Source organism: Streptomyces sp. NPDC127108, assembly GCF_042677545.1.
GTDB lineage: Bacteria > Actinomycetota > Actinomycetes > Streptomycetales > Streptomycetaceae > Streptomyces.
Genome location: NZ_JBHXTE010000014.1, coordinates 32,669 through 49,308, shown reverse-complemented (window position 1 = coordinate 49,308; position 16,640 = coordinate 32,669). Strand labels below are relative to the sequence as shown.

Annotated in this window: 14 protein-coding genes and 1 pseudogene; 3 read left to right on the top strand and 12 right to left on the bottom strand. The window is 72.8% G+C overall.

The features are described 5' to 3' along the window. Positions 1 to 23: 23 nt before the first annotated feature. The 9 genes and pseudogenes from ACFVHO_RS14040 to ACFVHO_RS14000 all read right to left on the bottom strand — a co-directional run bounded on the left by ACFVHO_RS14040 (position 24) and on the right by ACFVHO_RS14000 (position 8,253). A complete protein-coding gene (locus ACFVHO_RS14040; protein ID WP_385713307.1) occupies positions 24 to 1,301 on the bottom strand; it encodes a cytochrome P450 in 1,278 nt (425 codons plus the stop codon). Continuing rightward, the gene (locus ACFVHO_RS14035; RefSeq protein ID WP_385713305.1) at positions 1,298 to 1,915 is read right to left on the bottom strand and encodes an ATP/GTP-binding protein; all 618 of its coding nucleotides are present in this window, start codon (positions 1,913 to 1,915) and stop codon (positions 1,298 to 1,300) included. Before ACFVHO_RS14035 ends, ACFVHO_RS14040 begins: the two co-directional genes overlap by 4 nt. Further along, entirely contained in the window at positions 1,896 to 2,252 is a 357-nt protein-coding gene (locus ACFVHO_RS14030) for a DUF742 domain-containing protein (RefSeq protein WP_385713303.1), read from the bottom strand. Before ACFVHO_RS14030 ends, ACFVHO_RS14035 begins: the two co-directional genes overlap by 20 nt. Beyond that, positions 2,249 to 2,686 (bottom strand): roadblock/LC7 domain-containing protein, encoded by a 438-nt coding sequence (locus ACFVHO_RS14025; protein WP_385713301.1) that lies wholly within the window; start codon positions 2,684 to 2,686, stop codon positions 2,249 to 2,251. The genes ACFVHO_RS14030 and ACFVHO_RS14025 overlap by 4 nt, the downstream gene beginning before the upstream one ends. Before the next feature lie 188 nt (positions 2,687 to 2,874). Next, the gene (locus ACFVHO_RS14020) at positions 2,875 to 4,857 is read right to left on the bottom strand and encodes an ATP-binding protein (protein ID WP_385713300.1); all 1,983 of its coding nucleotides are present in this window, start codon (positions 4,855 to 4,857) and stop codon (positions 2,875 to 2,877) included. Between the two features lie 532 nt (positions 4,858 to 5,389). After that, positions 5,390 to 6,154: a DUF4232 domain-containing protein gene (locus ACFVHO_RS14015; RefSeq protein WP_385713299.1), complete on the bottom strand. Its 765-nt coding sequence runs from the start codon at positions 6,152 to 6,154 to the stop codon at positions 5,390 to 5,392. Between the two features lie 116 nt (positions 6,155 to 6,270). Next, a pseudogene (locus ACFVHO_RS14010) lies at positions 6,271 to 6,933 on the bottom strand (response regulator); the annotation flags it as partial. Positions 6,934 to 6,938: 5 nt separating this feature from the next. Continuing rightward, positions 6,939 to 8,075 (bottom strand): sensor histidine kinase, encoded by a 1,137-nt coding sequence (locus ACFVHO_RS14005; RefSeq protein WP_385713297.1) that lies wholly within the window; start codon positions 8,073 to 8,075, stop codon positions 6,939 to 6,941. A 10-nt stretch (positions 8,076 to 8,085) separates the two neighbouring features. Further along, positions 8,086 to 8,253 (bottom strand): hypothetical protein, encoded by a 168-nt coding sequence (locus tag ACFVHO_RS14000; RefSeq protein WP_385713295.1) that lies wholly within the window; start codon positions 8,251 to 8,253, stop codon positions 8,086 to 8,088. Positions 8,254 to 8,299: 46 nt separating this feature from the next. Here ACFVHO_RS14000 and ACFVHO_RS13995 point away from each other — a divergent pair, with 46 nt between their 5' ends. Continuing rightward, a complete protein-coding gene (locus ACFVHO_RS13995) occupies positions 8,300 to 9,154 on the top strand; it encodes a class I SAM-dependent methyltransferase (protein WP_385713293.1) in 855 nt (284 codons plus the stop codon). Positions 9,155 to 9,192: 38 nt separating this feature from the next. Here ACFVHO_RS13995 and ACFVHO_RS13990 read toward each other — a convergent pair whose 3' ends face one another. Further along, positions 9,193 to 10,752 (bottom strand): NCS1 family nucleobase:cation symporter-1, encoded by a 1,560-nt coding sequence (locus ACFVHO_RS13990; protein ID WP_385713292.1) that lies wholly within the window; start codon positions 10,750 to 10,752, stop codon positions 9,193 to 9,195. A gap of 201 nt (positions 10,753 to 10,953) precedes the next feature. On the opposite strand from ACFVHO_RS13990, the gene ACFVHO_RS13985 reads away from it, so the two are divergent. Both ACFVHO_RS13985 and ACFVHO_RS13980 read left to right on the top strand, forming a co-directional pair. After that, positions 10,954 to 11,673 (top strand): GntR family transcriptional regulator, encoded by a 720-nt coding sequence (locus ACFVHO_RS13985; RefSeq protein ID WP_385713290.1) that lies wholly within the window; start codon positions 10,954 to 10,956, stop codon positions 11,671 to 11,673. A 379-nt stretch (positions 11,674 to 12,052) separates the two neighbouring features. Continuing rightward, positions 12,053 to 13,939 (top strand): collagenase, encoded by a 1,887-nt coding sequence (locus ACFVHO_RS13980; RefSeq protein WP_385713480.1) that lies wholly within the window; start codon positions 12,053 to 12,055, stop codon positions 13,937 to 13,939. Between the two features lie 76 nt (positions 13,940 to 14,015). Here ACFVHO_RS13980 and ACFVHO_RS13975 read toward each other — a convergent pair whose 3' ends face one another. Together ACFVHO_RS13975 and hydA are read right to left on the bottom strand one after the other, a co-directional pair. Beyond that, positions 14,016 to 15,032 carry a TIGR03842 family LLM class F420-dependent oxidoreductase gene (locus tag ACFVHO_RS13975; RefSeq protein WP_385713289.1) on the bottom strand — a complete coding sequence of 339 codons (1,017 nt, stop codon included), beginning with the start codon at positions 15,030 to 15,032 and terminating at the stop codon, positions 14,016 to 14,018. 50 nt (positions 15,033 to 15,082) lie between these two features. Then, positions 15,083 to 16,486 (bottom strand): dihydropyrimidinase, encoded by a 1,404-nt coding sequence (gene hydA, locus ACFVHO_RS13970; protein WP_385713287.1) that lies wholly within the window; start codon positions 16,484 to 16,486, stop codon positions 15,083 to 15,085. Between the last annotated feature and the right edge of the window lie 154 nt (positions 16,487 to 16,640).

Below are 16,640 nucleotides of genomic sequence, written 5' to 3'. Positions count from 1 at the left end.
GGAGCGTCTCCGCGCCGCCGCCGTCACTGCGCCACGGGCGTGAACTGGACCGGCAGGGCCGTGAGGCCGCGCATCCAGATGGAAGGACGCCAGGTCAGCTCCGCCGGGTCGACGGCGAGCACCAGGTCCGGCAGCCGCTCCAGGAGCGTCTCGACCGCGGTGCGGGCGATGACGTCGGCGAGCAGCGGCGCCGGGTAGGGGCAGCGGTGTTCGCCGTTGCTGAAGGACAGGTGCGCGGAGTTCTCGGAGCCCACCTGCGCGCCCGGCCAGATCTGCGGGTCGGCGTTGGCGGCGGCGAGGCCGAGGACCAGACAGTCGCCCGCGCGGATGCGGCGCCCGCCGAGCTGGGTGTCACGGACCGCCCAGCGGCCGATGAAGTTCTGGGTGGGGGTGTCGAGCCACAGCACTTCATTGAGTGCCTGGCTGACGCTGAGGCGGCCGCCGGAGACGTTCAGGGCGAACCGCTCGTCGGTCAGGAGCAGCCGCAGCGCGTTGCAGATCCAGTTCGCGGTGGGCTGCTGGGCGGCGGCGATCACGGAGATCAGGTCCTGCACGATCTCCTCGTCGGAGAGGCCCGCCGGGTGCTCCAGCATCCGCGAGGTGACATCGGCTCCCGGATGCTGCCGCCGCTCCTTGACCAGGTGGTGGACGCGCTCGCCGACCCGGATGTACGCGGCCACGGGGTCGTCGCCCTCGGCGGCGTCCAGGGACATCCGCAGGTCCTCGACGAGGGCCTCGGTGTCGGCGGCGCCGGGCGGCATGCCGACCATGTGGACGGCGGCGCGCATGGCGAGGGGGTGGGTGTAGACGCTCATCAGCTCGGCGCTGCCGCGGCCGGAGAAGGACGCGATGAGCTGGTCGGCGATGTAGGCGCACTCACGGCCGAGTTCGAACTGGTCGACGCCTTCGAGGGCCTCGGTGATGACGCCCGCGCGGCGGCGGTGTTCGGCGCCCTCGGTGAACAGGACGGAGGGCTGGTAGCCCACGAACGGCATCAGGGGCCAGTCGGCGGGGATGTTGTCCCACTGGTTCCAGCGCCGGGAGTCGCGGGCGAACAGCTCGTCGTGCGCGGTGACGTAGGAGACCTCGGAGTAGCCGAGGACGAGCCAGGCGGGCACGCCGCCGTCGAGGAGGACGGGCGCGACCGAGCCGTGCTTGCCGCGCAGGCTGCGGTACAGGTCGAAGGGCGTCTGCTGGTACTCCAGGCCGCTCAGGGGCACCGCGTCGGGGTGAGCGGTGTGGGCGGGGCAGCCGGGCGGCGGGGTGTTCGGCGCGGCCGCGGGTCCACTCGCTTCGGTCATGCTGTCAGTTCCCGTTCCCGTGCCAGGTGGTGGAGGTGGTCGACGAGCGTGATCAGCACGTCCTTGCCGGACGAGCGGACCCGGGCGTCGCAGTCGATGAGGGGGACGTGGGCCGGCAGCGCGAGCGCGGTGCGGATGTCCTCAAGGGAGTGCCGGGCCGTGTCGTCGTCGAAGCGGTTCACGGCCACGACGAAGGGCGTGCCGTGGTGTTCGAGCCGGTCGATGGCGTACCAGGAATCGTCCATTCTGCGGGTGTCCACGAGGACCACCGCGCCGAGCGTCCCGGAGAAGAGACGGTCCCACAGGAACCAGAAGCGTTTCTGGCCGGGGGCGCCGAACAGGTAGAGCACCAGGCGGTCGTTGAGGCTGATGCGGCCGAAGTCGAAGGCGACGGTGGTGGTGTTCTTGCCGCTCGACTCGGGTATCCGGTCGACTCCGGCGCCCGCCTGCGTCATCACCTCCTCGGTGTTGAGGGGGCGTATCTCGCTGACGGAGCGGACGAGAGTGGTCTTGCCGACGCCGAAGCCGCCCACCACGACGATCTTCAGGCCGTTTTCGGCCGTGTCGCGCAGCGGTGTCCGGGACGACGGCAGCTCAGAGGTTGCGGAGCCCATGGAGCACCTCCGTGAGAAGAGCGGAATCGGGCAGCGCGGCGGAGGCCGCCACGCGGGGGTGACGAGGGGTGATGCGGCCGGTCGCCAGCAGGTCCTCCAGGAGGATGCGGACGACGGTGATGGGCAGGGACAGCTCCGCGGCGATCTCGACGACGGCCGTGGGGTGGCGGCACAGCTCGAGGATGCGCGCGTGCTCCGACTGCTGGCCCACGGACGGCTCGCACTCGGCGACGATCAGTGTGACCAGGTCGAAGGAGCTGCCGTCGGAGCTGCTGCGGCCCCCGGTGACCGTGTAGAGCCGGTCGGGGTCGCCCACATCGACGGGCCGGCGCATCACGAGACGGGGCGCGCGGGATCCCCGGGGTTCCCGTGCCCTTGGCCGCGGGGCTCGGCCCGCAGGTGTTCGCCGATCTGGGAGACGAGCTGGCTCATCTGGTGGCCGACCACACCGGGGTCGGCGTCCTCGTCGGCGATGACGGCGAGGTGCGCGCCCTGTCCTGCCTCCACGACGAAGAGCAGTCCGCCGTGGAACTCGGTCATGGAGTGCCGTACGCCCCCGGAGCCGTCGCCGAACTCCATGGAGGCGCCCTGGGCGAGCGCCTGGATGCCGGAGCAGATCGCGGAGAGCTGGTCGGCCTGGTCGAGGCTGAGGCCGGGGCTCCAGCAGAGCTTGAGGCCGTCCCGGGACAGCACGAGGGCGTGCCGGGTTCCGGGGGTGCCGTCGAGGAGGGTGTCCAGAAGCCAGTTCAGGCTGTTGTCGGTGGTCTGCATGTTGATTCGGGGCGATCACCGGGTGCGCGAACGCCCGTGCCTCCCTTTCGATGCGGGGCGGGGGTGGGGAAGGTGAGAACGGTGGGGCTCGTCGTGGCGGACCCGCGGGGCGGCGCGGGGCGCGGGGTGCGCGCGGCGCGCCGGGGACGCGGTCCGGGCGGACCGGTCCCGGCGGCCGCGGGGGCCGGTCACTCGGCCCGCGGCGGCTCGCTCTCGTGGGCGGCCCGCGGTGGTTCGCCCTCCGCGGCGGCCCGCCGGGCGCGGTGGAAGGCGCCGAACCGGGCGCCGAGGTCGCGGGGCGGGCGCTCGGCCCCGGCGGGGTCCGCGCCGTCCGTGCCGGGTGCGCCCGGGTCGGGGTGCCGGTGGGCGTCGGGGGCCGCGGGGGTGGTGCCCCGGCCTCCCGGGGTGGTGTCCGGGCCGCTCCGAGTGGCCTCCCGGGCGGCGGAGTTGGCGGCCTGGCGCTGCTGCAGTTCGGCGTGCGCGGCGGCCATGGTGCGGCCGGGGCGCCGCATCGGAAGGCCGCCGAGGGTGGCGCCCCTGCCGTCGGTGCCACCGGCGGCGATCCCCCTGCCGTCGGTGCCGCCGGTGGCGATCCCCCGGCCGTCCGTGCCGCCCCGGCCGTCGGTGGCGATTCCCCTGCCGTCGGTGCCGTGGCCCGGGGCCCGCCCGTACTCGTCGGTCCCGTCGGCGGCGCGCTCGCGCACGGCGGTGTGCTCGGGCGTCCCGGCCCGCTCGCCGGGTGCGCCGCCGAGGCCCGCGTCGACGGGTGCGGCGGGGGTCGCGGGGGCCTCCGCGGCGGTGCGCGGCGTGGGCACGGCTTCCGCTCCGAGCGCGGCCGCCGTACCGGAAGCGGGCAGCGCGGGCGCGTCGAGCGCCGGGGCGCGCTCCGGCTGCGGCTGCTGGGCGATCAGCTGCGGGGGCAGCAGGACGACGACGCCGGTGCCGCCGCGCGCCGAGGGGCGGAAGCTGACGTTGATGCCGTACTTCACGGCGAGACCGCCGACGACGGCGAGCCCGAGCCGGGTGCCCTGGAGGAGCGCGAGGTCGGTCATCCGCCCGGACACCGACTCCTCGGCCCGGCGCTGGGCCGCCTCGGACATCCTGAGGCCGCTGTCCTCGATGGTGATGACGATGCCGGTGCGGGACTCCTCCACGTAGACGTGGACCTCGTCGGTGGGCGGGGAGAAGTTCGCGGCGTTGTCGGCGAGTTCGGCGAGCAGGTGCATCACGCCCTCGGCGGCGAAGCCGACGACGGCGACCCTGGTCGAGCAGTGCAGCCGCACCCGCTGGTAGGCGGCGATACGGCCGACGGCGCCGCGCAGGATGGACTCCATCACGATGGGCTTGTTCCAGGCGCGGCTGGAGCGGCCGCCCATGAGCAGGGCGAGACGGTCGGTCATGAGGCCGAGCTGCGAGGTGCTGTGGTCGAGCCGGAGCAGGTCGCCGAAGACCTCCTCGCCGTGCCGGTCCTGCATGTCCCGCAGGTCGGCGAGCATGCTCACGGACTTGGCCTGGACGCGGCTGAGGGCCTTGGCGCTCGCGGCCTGCGCGGCGGCCGCGCGCCGCTCGCTCAGGGCGAGTTCGCGGACGGCGGCATCGGTCAGGGCGCGCAGCGCGGCGTCGTCGGGCCAGCGCGTGCCCGCGAGGGCGCGGTCCACGGAGGCGCCGGCGCGCAGGGTGGCGACCACGTCCGGGAGGGTCTCGGTGGCGAGGAGCCGGACGTCCTCGGTGACGCGGGCCAGGTCGTCGGCGGTGCGGCGCTGGGCCGCGGCGGCGGTGGCGGCGCGCTGCTCGGCGTCGGCCAGGGCGCCCACGGACACCCGCAGCAGTTCGCGCTGGGAGGGCAGGGCGGGCGGCCGGGTCTGGCGCAGCACCTCGTCCGGGGCGACGCCCTCGCGCACGAGCCGGGCCACCCCCGGCAGGGTCACCTGCGCCAGCCCCATGTCCTCCGCGGTACGGGTGTCCAACTGGCCGCGCACGGAGAGCAGTTCGCCCTCGGCGTCGGCGACCCGCGCGCGTAGCCTGTTCGTCGTCGCGAGGCCGACGAGGACGGCGACGGTGAGCAGGATCCAGCCCCCGGCGGCCGCGGCGCCCACCCAGGCGCGGGCCTCGTCCGGGGCGAGTGCGGCGACGGCTGCGCCCGCCGCCGCGGCGGCTATGAGGAGACACAAGGGCAGCGTGTATGCCGTTCGCCGGCTGCTCGGGGTGCGGTCCGGACGACGATCGGCGGGCTGTGTCATTCCGTGGTCCCTCGGTGTCGGCACGGGTGCGCGGGCCGTCGGCCCGCCCTCGACTGCGTGCCGCCGCGAGGGAAGTCCGCCTGGTGGCGCTGTCTTCCGACGGCACTTGTGGTGGTCATGCTAGTCACAAGATCGCACAGTGGAAGCGGGCATTCAGCTCCGGGGGGCACTGTCCGGAAGGTTCGTCGCGAAAGGACTCATCGGGGCCGCGCGCGTGCTACTCCCGTACGGAACCCGACACCCCAGGCCGGACGGTGACGCACCGTCGGCCACGTACATACGTACGGTGCTTGGGTCAGCCATCCATCGCGGACAGGAACCTTCCTGCGGCTGAAATCGCACCCCCTGGCTGGCGATTTCAAGCCAACCTTGCCTGGGGTGCGGCGCGTCCGGTGGCACGAGCGGCCTCGCGGCGACTCAGCCACGGCCCCGGGCCGACTCACCCCTCGGCTTCCGGGCCGACTCATCCCTCGGTGCCGTCGGGCACGTACTTCTTCCAGGCCGTCGTCCCGATGCGGCCGGTGCTGCCGAGGTCCATGCCGCCGTCCGGCGTGACGGTCCGTGCCGGGGTGCCGGGGGCGGGGACGACGCGCAGCCGGGGCGCGTGCACGGCGGGGCGCGTCACGTCGGTGTGGGTGTTGCGCCACACCACGACCACGGTCGCCGACTCGCCCGTCCGCAGCGCCACGGGGTGCGGCCCGGGGTCGGGCACGCCGGTGGTGATCCGCCCGGTGCCCCGCAGGGTGCTCACGTCCAGGGGCGCCCCGTCGTCGCCGAGCGCGCGCAGGCCGGGGTAGCCGTGGAGCCGGTAGGTGCTGGTGCCGCAGTGCGTCAGGGTGACCCGCATCGCGCGCAGGCCCATCGCGGCGTCGACGGGGCCCGGTTCGACGAGGGTGTCGCGCCTCCCGGAGCAGTCCCTGCCCGCCTGCCGGGGCTCGGGCGGCAGCGCTCCGTACGGGGGCGCGCTCGCGGCGCCGGACGGGAGTTCGTCGGGGGTGACGCGGTAGGACGGGGTGGGTCCGGCGTGAGTCGGGGTGGGCCCGGCGTGGGACGGGGTGGGTCCGGCCGCGGTCGGGGGCAGTCCGCCCTGGCCCGCCACACGGGTCGCGGCGCCGTCCTCCGCGCCGTCCCGCCCGGACCCCTTCGACTGCCCGCACCCGGCGACGAGTATCGCGAGGGCGCAGAGGGCGCAGAGGGAGGGGGCACGGCGGGGCGTCAGGAGAGTCACGCCGGGATCATGCCATCCGCGCCCCCGGCGTCCGCACCCCTGCCGTCCGCACCCCCACCGTCCACGCCTCCCCCGCCGACCGGGCCCGGGCCCGCATCCCTCTCGTCCCCCTCGACCCGAGCCCGCACGAGACCCGACTCATAGGCGAACACCACGAGTTGGGCCCGGTCCCGCGCGCCCAGCTTCGTCATCGCCCGGCTCACATGCGTCTTGGCCGTGAACGGGCTGATGACCATGTGCGCGGCGATCTCCTCGTTGGTGAGGCCGCGGGCCGCGAGGGACGTCACCTCGCGTTCGCGGCGCGTGAGGCCCTCCAGGCCCGGCGGCGTCGCGCGGTCCGGCGGCCTGGCCACGAACTCGCCGATCAGGCGCCGCGTCACGGCGGGCGAGAGCAGCGCGTCGCCGCGGGCCACGACCTCGATGGCCTGCAACAGGTCGGCGGGCTCGGTGTCCTTGAGCAGGAAGCCGCTGGCCCCCGCGCGCAGCGCCTCGAAGACGTACTCGTCCAGGCCGTAGTTGGTGAGGATGACGACGCGCACGTCCGCGAGGCGCGGGTCGGCGGCGATGCGGCGGGTCGCCTCGATGCCCGTCATGACCGGCATCTGTACGTCGACGAGCGCGACGTCGGGCACGAGTTCCCCGACGAGCGCCACGCCCTGCGCCCCGTCGGCGGCCTCGCCGACCACCTCTATCCCGTCCTCGGCGTCCATCAGGGCCCGGAACCCGGCCCGCATCAGGGCCTGGTCGTCGACGAGCACGACCCGGATGACCCCGTTCACCCGGTTCACCCCGCCGTCCCCAGCGGCAGTTCGGCCCGCACCGAGAAGCCCCCCTCGTCCCGCGCCCCGGCGCGCAGCGCCCCGCCGAGGGCCTCGACCCGCTCGCGCATCCCGATGAGCCCGACCCCCGGTTCCACGGGCACCTCCGGGCGCCCGGCCCCGTCGTCGTCCACGCGGACCACCACCTGCCGCTCGCCGTAGTCGAGATGGACGCCGACCGACGCCGGGCCGCCCGCGTGCCGGGCCGCGTTGGTGAGGCACTCCTGGACGATGCGGTACACGCCCTGTTCCAGGGCCGTCGGCAGGGTCCGCTCGCGCCCGGTCACCGTCAGCTCGACGGGAAGGCCCGCGGACCGCGCGCGCTCGACGAGCAGGGCGGGGCTGCCGGTCGGCCCGTCCGTGCGGAGCACCTCCAGGGTGGCGCGCAGTTCCCGCATGGCCTCGCCGCTCGCCTCCTGGATGGCGAGCAGCGCGGGCGGCACGTCCTCGCCGCGCTTGCGCGCCAGGTGGACGGCCACGCCCGCCTGGAGCTTGACGATGGAGATCTGGTGGGTGAGCGAGTCGTGCAGTTCGCGGGCGATGCGCAGGCGTTCCTCCCCGGCCCTGCGCAGCGCCACCTCCTCCCGGGTCCGCTCCGCCTCCAGGGCGCGCTCCTCGGTCTGGCGCAGATAGGCCTGCCAGGTCGTGGCCGCGATGCCGGTGGCGACGGCGCACACGAACCAGCCGGTGAGCAGCAGGGTCCGCTCGACGGCGCCGTCGCGGCCCGGGTCGGCGCCGAGGAACGCGACGAGGAAGGCGAGTCCGGTGCCCGAGGCGAGCAGCCGGTGGCCGTGGTGTGCGGCGGCGTGCACGGCGGCGAGGACGGGGAACGCCGCGGCTGTGGCCGGTTCGGCGTGCAGCACGAAGGCGGCCATGGCGACCGCGCTGACGACGAGGACGACGCGCGGGGCGCGGCGGTGCTCCGCGAGGGCGAGCGAGCCGACGCACGCCAAGGCGTAGTCGACGGCGTCCGCGCCGCCCTCGTACACCGTCGCGCCCACGACGACCGCGGCCATGACCACGGCGAACACCGCCACCATCGCCCTGATCCTGCGCTCGTCGAGGTGGCCGCAGCCACCGGAGCCTCCGCGTTCCCCCGTCATGTCCCGCACCCTAGCCCGCCCCTAGGACAGCGACGTCCCCCGTGCGGACCGCTCCGGCGCTACTCCCGGCGTAGTAGTCGCGCGGCCGCCCGGCCCCGTCGCCGTAGATCCAACTGCCTTCGCCGGTACGACGACCGGAGGGCACCGGTGCGGCGACGATCGGCGGCACAAGCACCACGACACAGCGGCACCCCGTGGACGATCCCCGAGGCGAAGGAACCGCCATGACGACGCACACCCGGCCCGAAGCCCGCCCCAACGCCCGCCAGGAGGAGCTCTGGAACGGCCCCATCGGCCGGCACTGGGCCGAGCAGCAGGACCGCTACGACGCGATGAGCGGCGACCTCAACGGCCGTCTGTTCGCGGCCGCGCGAATCAGCGCCGGGGCCCGGGTCCTGGACATCGGCTGCGGCGCGGGCACCGTCACGCGGATCGCGGCGCGGCTCGCCGGGCCGCAGGGGCACGCGGTCGGCGTCGACATCTCGGCGCCGCTCCTCGATCGGGCCCGGGTCCGCACCGAGGCCGAGGCGGTCACCAACGTCTCGTACGAACTCGGTGACGCCCAGACGCACGGCTTTCCCGAGGGCCGCTACGACGTGGCGATCAGCCGGGGCGGCGTGATGTTCTTCGCCGACCACGCGGCCGCGTTCCGCAACGTGGCCCGCGCGCTGCGTCCCGGCGGGCGCCTGGTGTTCGTCTGCCCGCAGCCCGCGAGCCCCGACATCGAGGAGTCCCGCGCGCTCGGCCTGCTCGCGGGCCTGCTCGGCGCCCAGGGGGCCGCCCCCTCCGCCGACCACACCGACGCCCGCGCCGCGATGGCCTCGCTCAGCGACCCCGCGCACATCCGCCGCTCCCTCGCCGCCTACACGGACGTGTCGGTGACCTCGCTGCCCGTCGAGACGTACTGGGGCCGCGACCCGGCGGACGCCGTCGACTTCCTCCTCTCCCGCACGCCCGACCGCGTGGTGCCGAGGGTCACCCGCAAGGCCCTCGAGGACACGCTCAGCCCGTACGCGGGCGGGCGCGGGGTCCGGATGATGGCGCGGGTGTGGCTGGTGACGGCGACCCGCCCGAGCTGACGTACCGCCCCGGCTCCCCTGCCGCCGCCCCTGCTCCCCTACTTCACGCCCTCCCTGCGCGACCACATCAGCGCGAGGTACACCACGAACGCCGACCCGAGCCCCACGGCCCACCCGTAGTCGGCCAGCGGCTCGAGGAAGGGGATCATGCCGTCGTCGGGGAACGGCCCCTTGCCGGGGTCGGAGTGCGAGCCGCCGACGGCGAGCACCCCGCCGACGGCGAAGGCCACGACGGCCCGCCAGTTCCAGCCGCCCGCGTACCAGTAGCGCCCGTCCTGCCGGTAGAGGTCGGCCAGTTCGAAGGCGGTGCGGCGCACGATCCAGTAGTCGGCGATGAGGACGCCCGCCACCGTGCCGAGCAGTCCGCCGACCACTCCGAGCCAGACGAAGATGTACAGCTCGGGTGTCTCGATCAGCTTCCAGGGGAAGATCAGGACGCCCACGACGCCCGTGATCAGCGCGCCGGTACGGAAGTTGATGAGCCGCGGCGCGAGGTTCGCGAGGTCGTACGCGGGCGAGACGACGTTCGCCGCGATGTTCACGGAGACCGTCGCGACGAGCACCGTCACCAGCGCGAAGAGGAGACCGAAGACGTTGTCGGACTTGGCGGCGAGGTCCACGGGCTCCCAGATGGGCTCCCCGTACACGGCCTGCGAGCCGGAGGTGACGAGGACGGAGAGCAGCGCGAAGGCGGTCATCGTGGTCGGCAGGCCGAGGCTCTGGCCCCACACCTGCGCGCGCTGCCCCTTCCCGAAGCGCGTGAAGTCCGGGATGTTGAGCGACAAAGTGGACCAAAAGCCAATCATCCCCATGAAAGCGGGGAAGAACACCGGCCAGAAGTCGGCGCCCCAGCCGAGCTTCGAGGGCTGGTCGAGGAGCGGTCCGAGGCCGCCCGCCTTGTCGGAGATCCAGACGAGCAGCACGACCGCGCCGACGAGCACGAAGGGCGCCGCCCAGTTCTCGAACCGCCGCAGGGTCTCCATCCCCCGGTGGATGATGGCGAGTTGGAGGGCCGAGAACGCCACGAAGCACAGCCACAGCGTCCACGGATGGCCGCCGATGTGCGAGGCGTCGGCCCACGCGCCACCGAAGACCTCGTTCAGCAGGACGAAGATGCCCTGCCCGCCGATCCACGTCTGGATGCCGAACCAGCCGCAGGCCACGGCGGCCCGGATCAGCGCGGGCAGGTTGGCGCCGCGCAGCCCGAAGGAGGCGCGCGCGAGCACCGGGAACGGGATGCCGTACTTGGGGCCCGCGTGCCCGGTGAGCAGCATCGGGAGCAGGACGACGACATTGGCGAGCGCGATGGTGAAGACGGCCTGCTTCCAGTCCATGCCGAGCGCGACCAGGCCGGAGGCGAGCGTCCAGGAGGGGATGTTGTGGGCCATGCCGACCCACAGGGCGGCGAAGTTGTAGGTGGACCAGTGGCGTTCGGCGAGCGGGATGGGCCGGAGGTCGTCGTTGGCGAAGCGGCTGTCGTGCGGGTAGGCGCCGGGGAGCAGTTCGACGCGGCCGTCGGGGGCGGTGCGCTGGGCGGGGGTGCTCGGGGGCGGACCGGCGGGGACGGCGGGTGGGCCCGGGGGGACGGTGTCGGTCATGGGCAGGCCATTCGCTGGAGGGGAGGAGTACCAGGGGCCGTGCGGAAGCCAACATGATCCCCGAACGCCGCTCCTGGCGGTACCGCTGGGGACCCGCTTCCTCCCCGCCCGCTCAGCTGCGAAAACAACGTGACATTGTACGCTGGTGATCCGCCCGGCCACGAAGGCGCGGGGCGCAGGCACGAAGGGATCACCACGGCCATGGGTCATCTGACGCAGCGCGACCTCATCACCACCCGCGAGCGCCTGCGCGACCAGGTGGCGAACGCGCTGCGCGCGGCCCTGATCTCCGGCGAGCTCAAGCCCGGCGAGGTCTACTCCGCGCCCGCGCTCGCCGAGGACTTCGGGGTCTCGGCGACGCCGGTGCGCGAGGCGATGCTGGACCTGGCCCGGGAGGGCATGGTCGAGCCGGTCCGCAACAAGGGCTTCCGCGTCACCGAGGTCAACGAACAGGACCTCGACCAGTACACGGAGATCCGCACCCTGATCGAGGTCCCGACGATCGGCCGCATCACGCGCACCGCCGCCCGCGAGGACCTGGAGGCGCTGCGCGAGGTGGCCGAGGAGATCGTGCGCGCCGCCCGCGTCCACGACCTCATCGGCTATCTGGAGGCGGACCGGCGCTTCCATCTGTCGCTGCTCGCCCTGTCGGGCAACGACCGGCTCGTGGAAGCCGTCGGCGATCTGCGCAAGCGCTCCCGCCTCTACGGCCTGACGGGTCTGGACGAGCGCGGCGAGCTGCTCCCGTCGGCCGAGGAGCACATCGAGCTCCTCGACCTGATGCTGGCCGGTGACGCCAAGGGCGCCGAGAAGTGCATGACGCGCCACCTCGGGCACGTACGGACCCTGTGGGCGAAGGGGCGCCAGCCCCAGGAGCCGGCCAAGCGTCCCCGCAGGGGCGGGCTCGGCACCGCCCGCTGACCCCGGCTCACCGAAGCCCCCTCACCGGAGCCCCTAGGCGCCGCACGCGCGGCGCCTAGGCCGCATCGCGGTGAACAACGCCCTTCCCCCACCCCGGATATGACGCTGCGTCAATCTCTGCCCATGCCCGCAGAGGCCTTCTCTGACCATGTGATGTGTGCAATATTACATGTCACGCATCCTTCGTGGGCATGACAGTTCAAGGGTTTCTGCAGCTCAGCGCCTCGCACCCTTTGTCGCCACGGTTCGCGCACCCCCACGGCCGTGCTCGGGCACGGCCGCCGACCGCCCGGAGGGCACTTTGAAACGCACCTCACGACCACAGAAGTCCCGCGCACCGAGAACTCCCCTGGCCCGGCTCCTGATATCGGCACTGGTGATGTGCCTCGGCCTCACCCTGGTCGCCTTCACCGGCCAGGGTGCCTCGGCGGGCACCGGGGCCAAGGCACCCGCACCGCGCCCGGGCACCGCCCCCTCGCCCGCCACCCCCACCTCGACCGAGGACCTGCGGGCCACCGAGGCCGAGCACGCGGCCAGGCCGACCAGGGACCCCTCCAAGCGCCCGCCGACGCACACCGTCAAGCAGGCACCCAAGGCGTACCGCGGCGCCCCCAAGGCGGCCTGCAACGTCTCCGACTTCACGTCGAAGACCGGCGGCGCCCTGGTCCAGCAGATCAAGTCCTCGGAGACCGCTTGCATCAACACGCTGTTCGGCGTGACCGGTTCGGACGCCCGGGCCCTGTTCCGCGAGGAGCAGATGGTGACGGTGTCCCGCGCGCTGCGCGACACGGCCGTCAACTACCCCGGCAACAACAGCGGTTCGATCACGCAGGTGGTGCTCTACCTGCGCGCCGGCTACTACGTGCAGTGGGGCCAGCCGGACACCGTCGGCCCCTACGGCCCGGCGCTGAAGAGCGCCGTCCAGGGCGGCCTCGACGCGTTCTTCCGTTCCTCGCACGCCTTCGACGTCACCGAGGGCAACGGCGAGACCCTCGCCGAGACGGTCACCCTGATCGACAGCTCGGGCGAGAACGCCCGCTTCCTGAACGTCGTCAAGCGGCTCCTGCAGAGCTACAACTCCTCCTACGACCGCTTCTGGTGGATGGTCGCGGCGGTCAACAACACCTACACGGTGCTGTTCCGGGGCCACCAGGTGCCGGAGTTCGTGGCCGCCGTGCAGGCCGACCAGAGCGTCCTGACCGTCCTGCGGGACTTCGCCGTCACCCATGACGGCCTGCTCGGCACCGACAAGTCGTACCTCACCTCCAACGCCGGTCGCGAGCTGGGCCGCTTCCTGCGGCACGAGCAGTTCGGCGGCGTGGTGCCGCAGTTGGTCAAGCAGCTCCTCGACCGCAGCCGGATCACGGGCCGCACGGCTCCGCTGTGGGTCGGCCTGGCCGAGATGACGGACGCGTACGACAAGGACAACTGCTCGTACTACAACACCTGCGACCTGCAGAACCGCGTGCGTGACGCCGTCCTCACGGTCAAGCACACCTGCGCCCCGAGCCTGCGGATCGTCGCCCAGCAGATGACGTCCACCGAGCTGAGCTCGGCCTGCTCCAGCCTGCTCGCCCAGGACTCCTACTTCCACGGCGTGGCCAAGGACAACGGCCCCGTCGCCAACGACAAGAACACCACCCTCGAAGTCGTCGCGTTCGACTCCAGCAGCGACTACAAGACGTACGCGGGCATCGTCTTCGGCATCGACACCAACAACGGCGGCATGTACCTGGAGGGCAATCCGGCCCAGGCGGGCAACCTGCCCCGGTTCATCGCGTACGAGGCGGAGTGGCTGCGCCCCGACTTCCAGATCTGGAACCTCAACCACGAGTACACGCACTACCTCGACGGCCGCTTCAACATGTACGGCGACTTCGCGGAGGGCATGAAGACGCCGACCGTGATGTGGGTGGAGGGCTTCGCCGAGTACATCTCGTATTCGTACCGCGGTGTCACCTATGACGACGCGATCAAGCAGGCGGGCAAGAAGACGTACCGGCTCAGCACGCTCTTCGACACCACCTACGACAACGCCGACAGCACGCGCATCTACAACTGGGGCTACCTGGCCGTCCGTTACCTGATCCAGTCGCACCCCCAGGACGTGACGACCCTGCTCGGCCACTACCGCAAGGGCGACTGGGCCGCGGCCCGCACCCTGCTCACCAACACCATCGGCACCCGCTACGACGCGGACTTCGCCAACTGGCTGGACAAGTGCGCCGCGGGCGACTGCGGCACCCGTCCGGGCATCCGGGGCTGACGCTCCAACAGTCCCCCACGGGACGGCGCGCGAGCGGACAACGGCGTCCGCCCGCGCGCCGGTCTCATCCGTGCGGCTACCGCCCCAGCGCCGGAATGACCGCGCTGCCGTAGCCGTCGATGACCTTCTCGCGGGCGTCGTGCATCGCGTACACCGCGAACTGGTCGACCCCGAGGTCGCGCAACTGCTCCAGTTTCCGCCGGTGTCGGTCGGCGGTGCCGATGACGCAGAAGCGGTCCACGATCTCGTCGGGCACGAAGGCGGTGTCGGGGTTCCCGGCGCGGCCGTGGTGGGCGTAGTCGTACCCCTCACGGGCCTTGATGTAGTCGGTCAGCGCCTCGGGCACCAGGCCCGAGTGCTCCCCGTACTTCGCCACCAGGTCGGCCACGTGGTTGCCGACCATGCCGCCGAACCACCGGCACTCGTCCCGGGCGTGCGCGAGCGCCTCGGGCGAGTCGTCGTCGGTGAGGTAGGCGGGCGCCGCCACACAGATCCTCACCGCCCCCGGATCGCGCCCCGCCTCCACGGCCGCGGCCCGCACCGCCTTGACCATCCACTCCGTCAGGAACGGGTCGGCGAGCTGGAGGATAAACCCGTCGGCCTTCTGCCCGGCGAGGGCGAGCGCCCTGGGGCCGTACGCGGCCATCCACACCGGCAGCCTGCCGTCGCGCACCCACGGGATGCGCAGCGTCTGCCCGCCGACGTCCGCCTGCCGCCCCTCGGCGAGGTCACGGACCACGTCGATGCACTCGCCGAGGCGGGCCAGGGTGTTGGGCTTGCGGCCCGCGACGCGCATCGCGGAGTCGCCGCGGCCGATGCCGCACACGGTGCGGTTGCCGTACATGTCGTTGAGCGTGGCGAACGTGGAGGCGGTGACCTCCCAGGTCCTGGTGCCCGGGTTGGTCACCATCGGGCCGACCGTCAGGCGTTCGGTGTGCTCCAGGATCTGGCTGTAGATCACGAACGGCTCCTGCCACAGGACCGCCGAGTCGAACGTCCAGCCGTAGCGGAAGCCGCACCCCTCGGCGCGGCGCATCAGGTCGACCACGGCGGACGCGGGCGGGTCGGTCTGCAGGACAAGTCCGAAATCCACGAGGGACCTCCTAGCTGGTTCAGGTGAGTGAGCGGCGCGCGTGCGGCCGGTCAGCTCAGGTACTGACAGGTGGCGCGCGGGGTGTAGCGGCCGTGCCCGGCGCGGCCGGTGAACTCCCGCTGCTCGATGACCGTTTCACCGCGCGAAAGGACGGTCTCGACGCGGCCGGTGACCTGCTTTCCCTCGTACGCGGAGTAGTCGACGTTCATGTGGTGGGTGGCCGCGGAGATGGTCTGGGGCGCGCCGGGATCGTAGATGACGACGTCCGCGTCGGCGCCGGGGGCGATGGTGCCCTTCTGCGGGTAGAGGCCGAACATGCGGGCCGGTGTCGCGCAGGCGATCTCGATCCAGCGGCGCCGGGTGATGTGCCCGTCGAGGACGGCCTGGTGCAGCAGGTCCATGCGGTTCTCGACGCCGGGAAGACCGTTGGGGATCTTCGAGAAGTCGCCGCGGCCCAGCTCCTTCTGGCCGGTGAAGCAGAACGGGCAGTGGTCGGTGGAGACCACCTGCAGGTCGTTGGTCCTCAGGCCCCGCCAGAGCGCCGCCTGGTGCTCGCGGGGCCGAAGCGGCGTCGAGCAGACGTACTTGGCGCCCTCGAAGTCCGGCTCGGCGAGGTTGTCGGTGGACAGGAACAGATACTGCGGGCAGGTCTCGCCGAAGACGTCGAGTCCCTTGTCCCGCGCGGCCGCCAGCTCCGCGACGGCCTCCTCGGCGGAGACGTGCACGACGTACAGCGGGGCGCCCGCGACCCGGGCGAGCTGGATGGCGCGGTGCGTGGCCTCGGCCTCCAGGAGGACCTTCCTGACCTCGCCGTGGTAGCGCGGGTCGGTCTCGCCGCGCTGCAGGGCCTGCTCCACCAGGACGTCGATGGCGATGCCGTTCTCGGCGTGCATCATGATCAGCCCGCCGTTGGCGGCGGAGCGCTGCATGGCGCGCAGGATCTGCCCGTCGTCGCTGTAGAAGACGCCGGGGTAGGCCATGAAGAGCTTGAAGGAGGTGATGCCCTCCTCCACGAGCAGGTCCATCTCCTTCAGCGTCCGGTCGTTGACGTCGGAGAGGATCATGTGGAAGGCGTAGTCGACGGCGCACTTGCCGTCGGCTTTCGCGTACCAGGCGTCCAGGCCCTCGCGCAGCGCCCGGCCGACGGTCTGGACGGCGAAGTCGACGATGGTGGTGGTGCCGCCCCAGGCGGCGGCGCGGGTGCCGGTCTCGAAGGAGTCCGACGCGAAGGTGCCGCCGAACGGCAGCTCCATGTGGGTGTGCGCGTCGACGCCGCCAGGGATGACGTACTTGTCGCTCGCGTCGATGACGCGGTCCGCGCTCCAGGCCGCCGCGGCCTGGGTGCCGCGTGCCGCGAGCGCCGCGATCCGGCCGTCCTCGATCAGGACGTCGGCGTGCAGCTCCTCGGCGGCGGTGATGACCAGACCGCCTCGGATCAGGGTGCGGGTACTCATGGTGGTGCGCTCCCTTTCGTACGTACGGGGTACGCGAGTGCGGTGGGCGGGCCCGGGGGGTGGCCCCCCCCCGGGGCCGGCCCCCCCGCGCGACGAGTGTCCCAGGCCCCACGACACGCGGACGCAGGGGAGGAGGATGGGGGGATTGCGTTAC

Bases quoted from the DNA above. Each gene is read 5' to 3' on its own strand.
- ACFVHO_RS14025 (WP_385713301.1), bottom strand. From the start codon at position 2,686: ATGCAGACCACCGACAACAGCCTGAACTGGCTTCTGGACACCCTCCTC.
- ACFVHO_RS14040 (WP_385713307.1), bottom strand. From the start codon at position 1,301: ATGACCGAAGCGAGTGGACCCGCGGCCGCGCCGAACACCCCGCCGCCC.
- ACFVHO_RS14005 (WP_385713297.1), bottom strand. From the start codon at position 8,075: ATGACGGGGGAACGCGGAGGCTCCGGTGGCTGCGGCCACCTCGACGAG.
- ACFVHO_RS13980 (WP_385713480.1), top strand. From the start codon at position 12,053: ATGTGCCTCGGCCTCACCCTGGTCGCCTTCACCGGCCAGGGTGCCTCG.
- ACFVHO_RS13990 (WP_385713292.1), bottom strand. From the start codon at position 10,752: ATGACCGACACCGTCCCCCCGGGCCCACCCGCCGTCCCCGCCGGTCCG.
- ACFVHO_RS13995 (WP_385713293.1), top strand. From the start codon at position 8,300: ATGACGACGCACACCCGGCCCGAAGCCCGCCCCAACGCCCGCCAGGAG.
- hydA (WP_385713287.1), bottom strand. From the start codon at position 16,486: ATGAGTACCCGCACCCTGATCCGAGGCGGTCTGGTCATCACCGCCGCC.
- ACFVHO_RS13985 (WP_385713290.1), top strand. From the start codon at position 10,954: ATGGGTCATCTGACGCAGCGCGACCTCATCACCACCCGCGAGCGCCTG.
- ACFVHO_RS14035 (WP_385713305.1), bottom strand. From the start codon at position 1,915: ATGGGCTCCGCAACCTCTGAGCTGCCGTCGTCCCGGACACCGCTGCGC.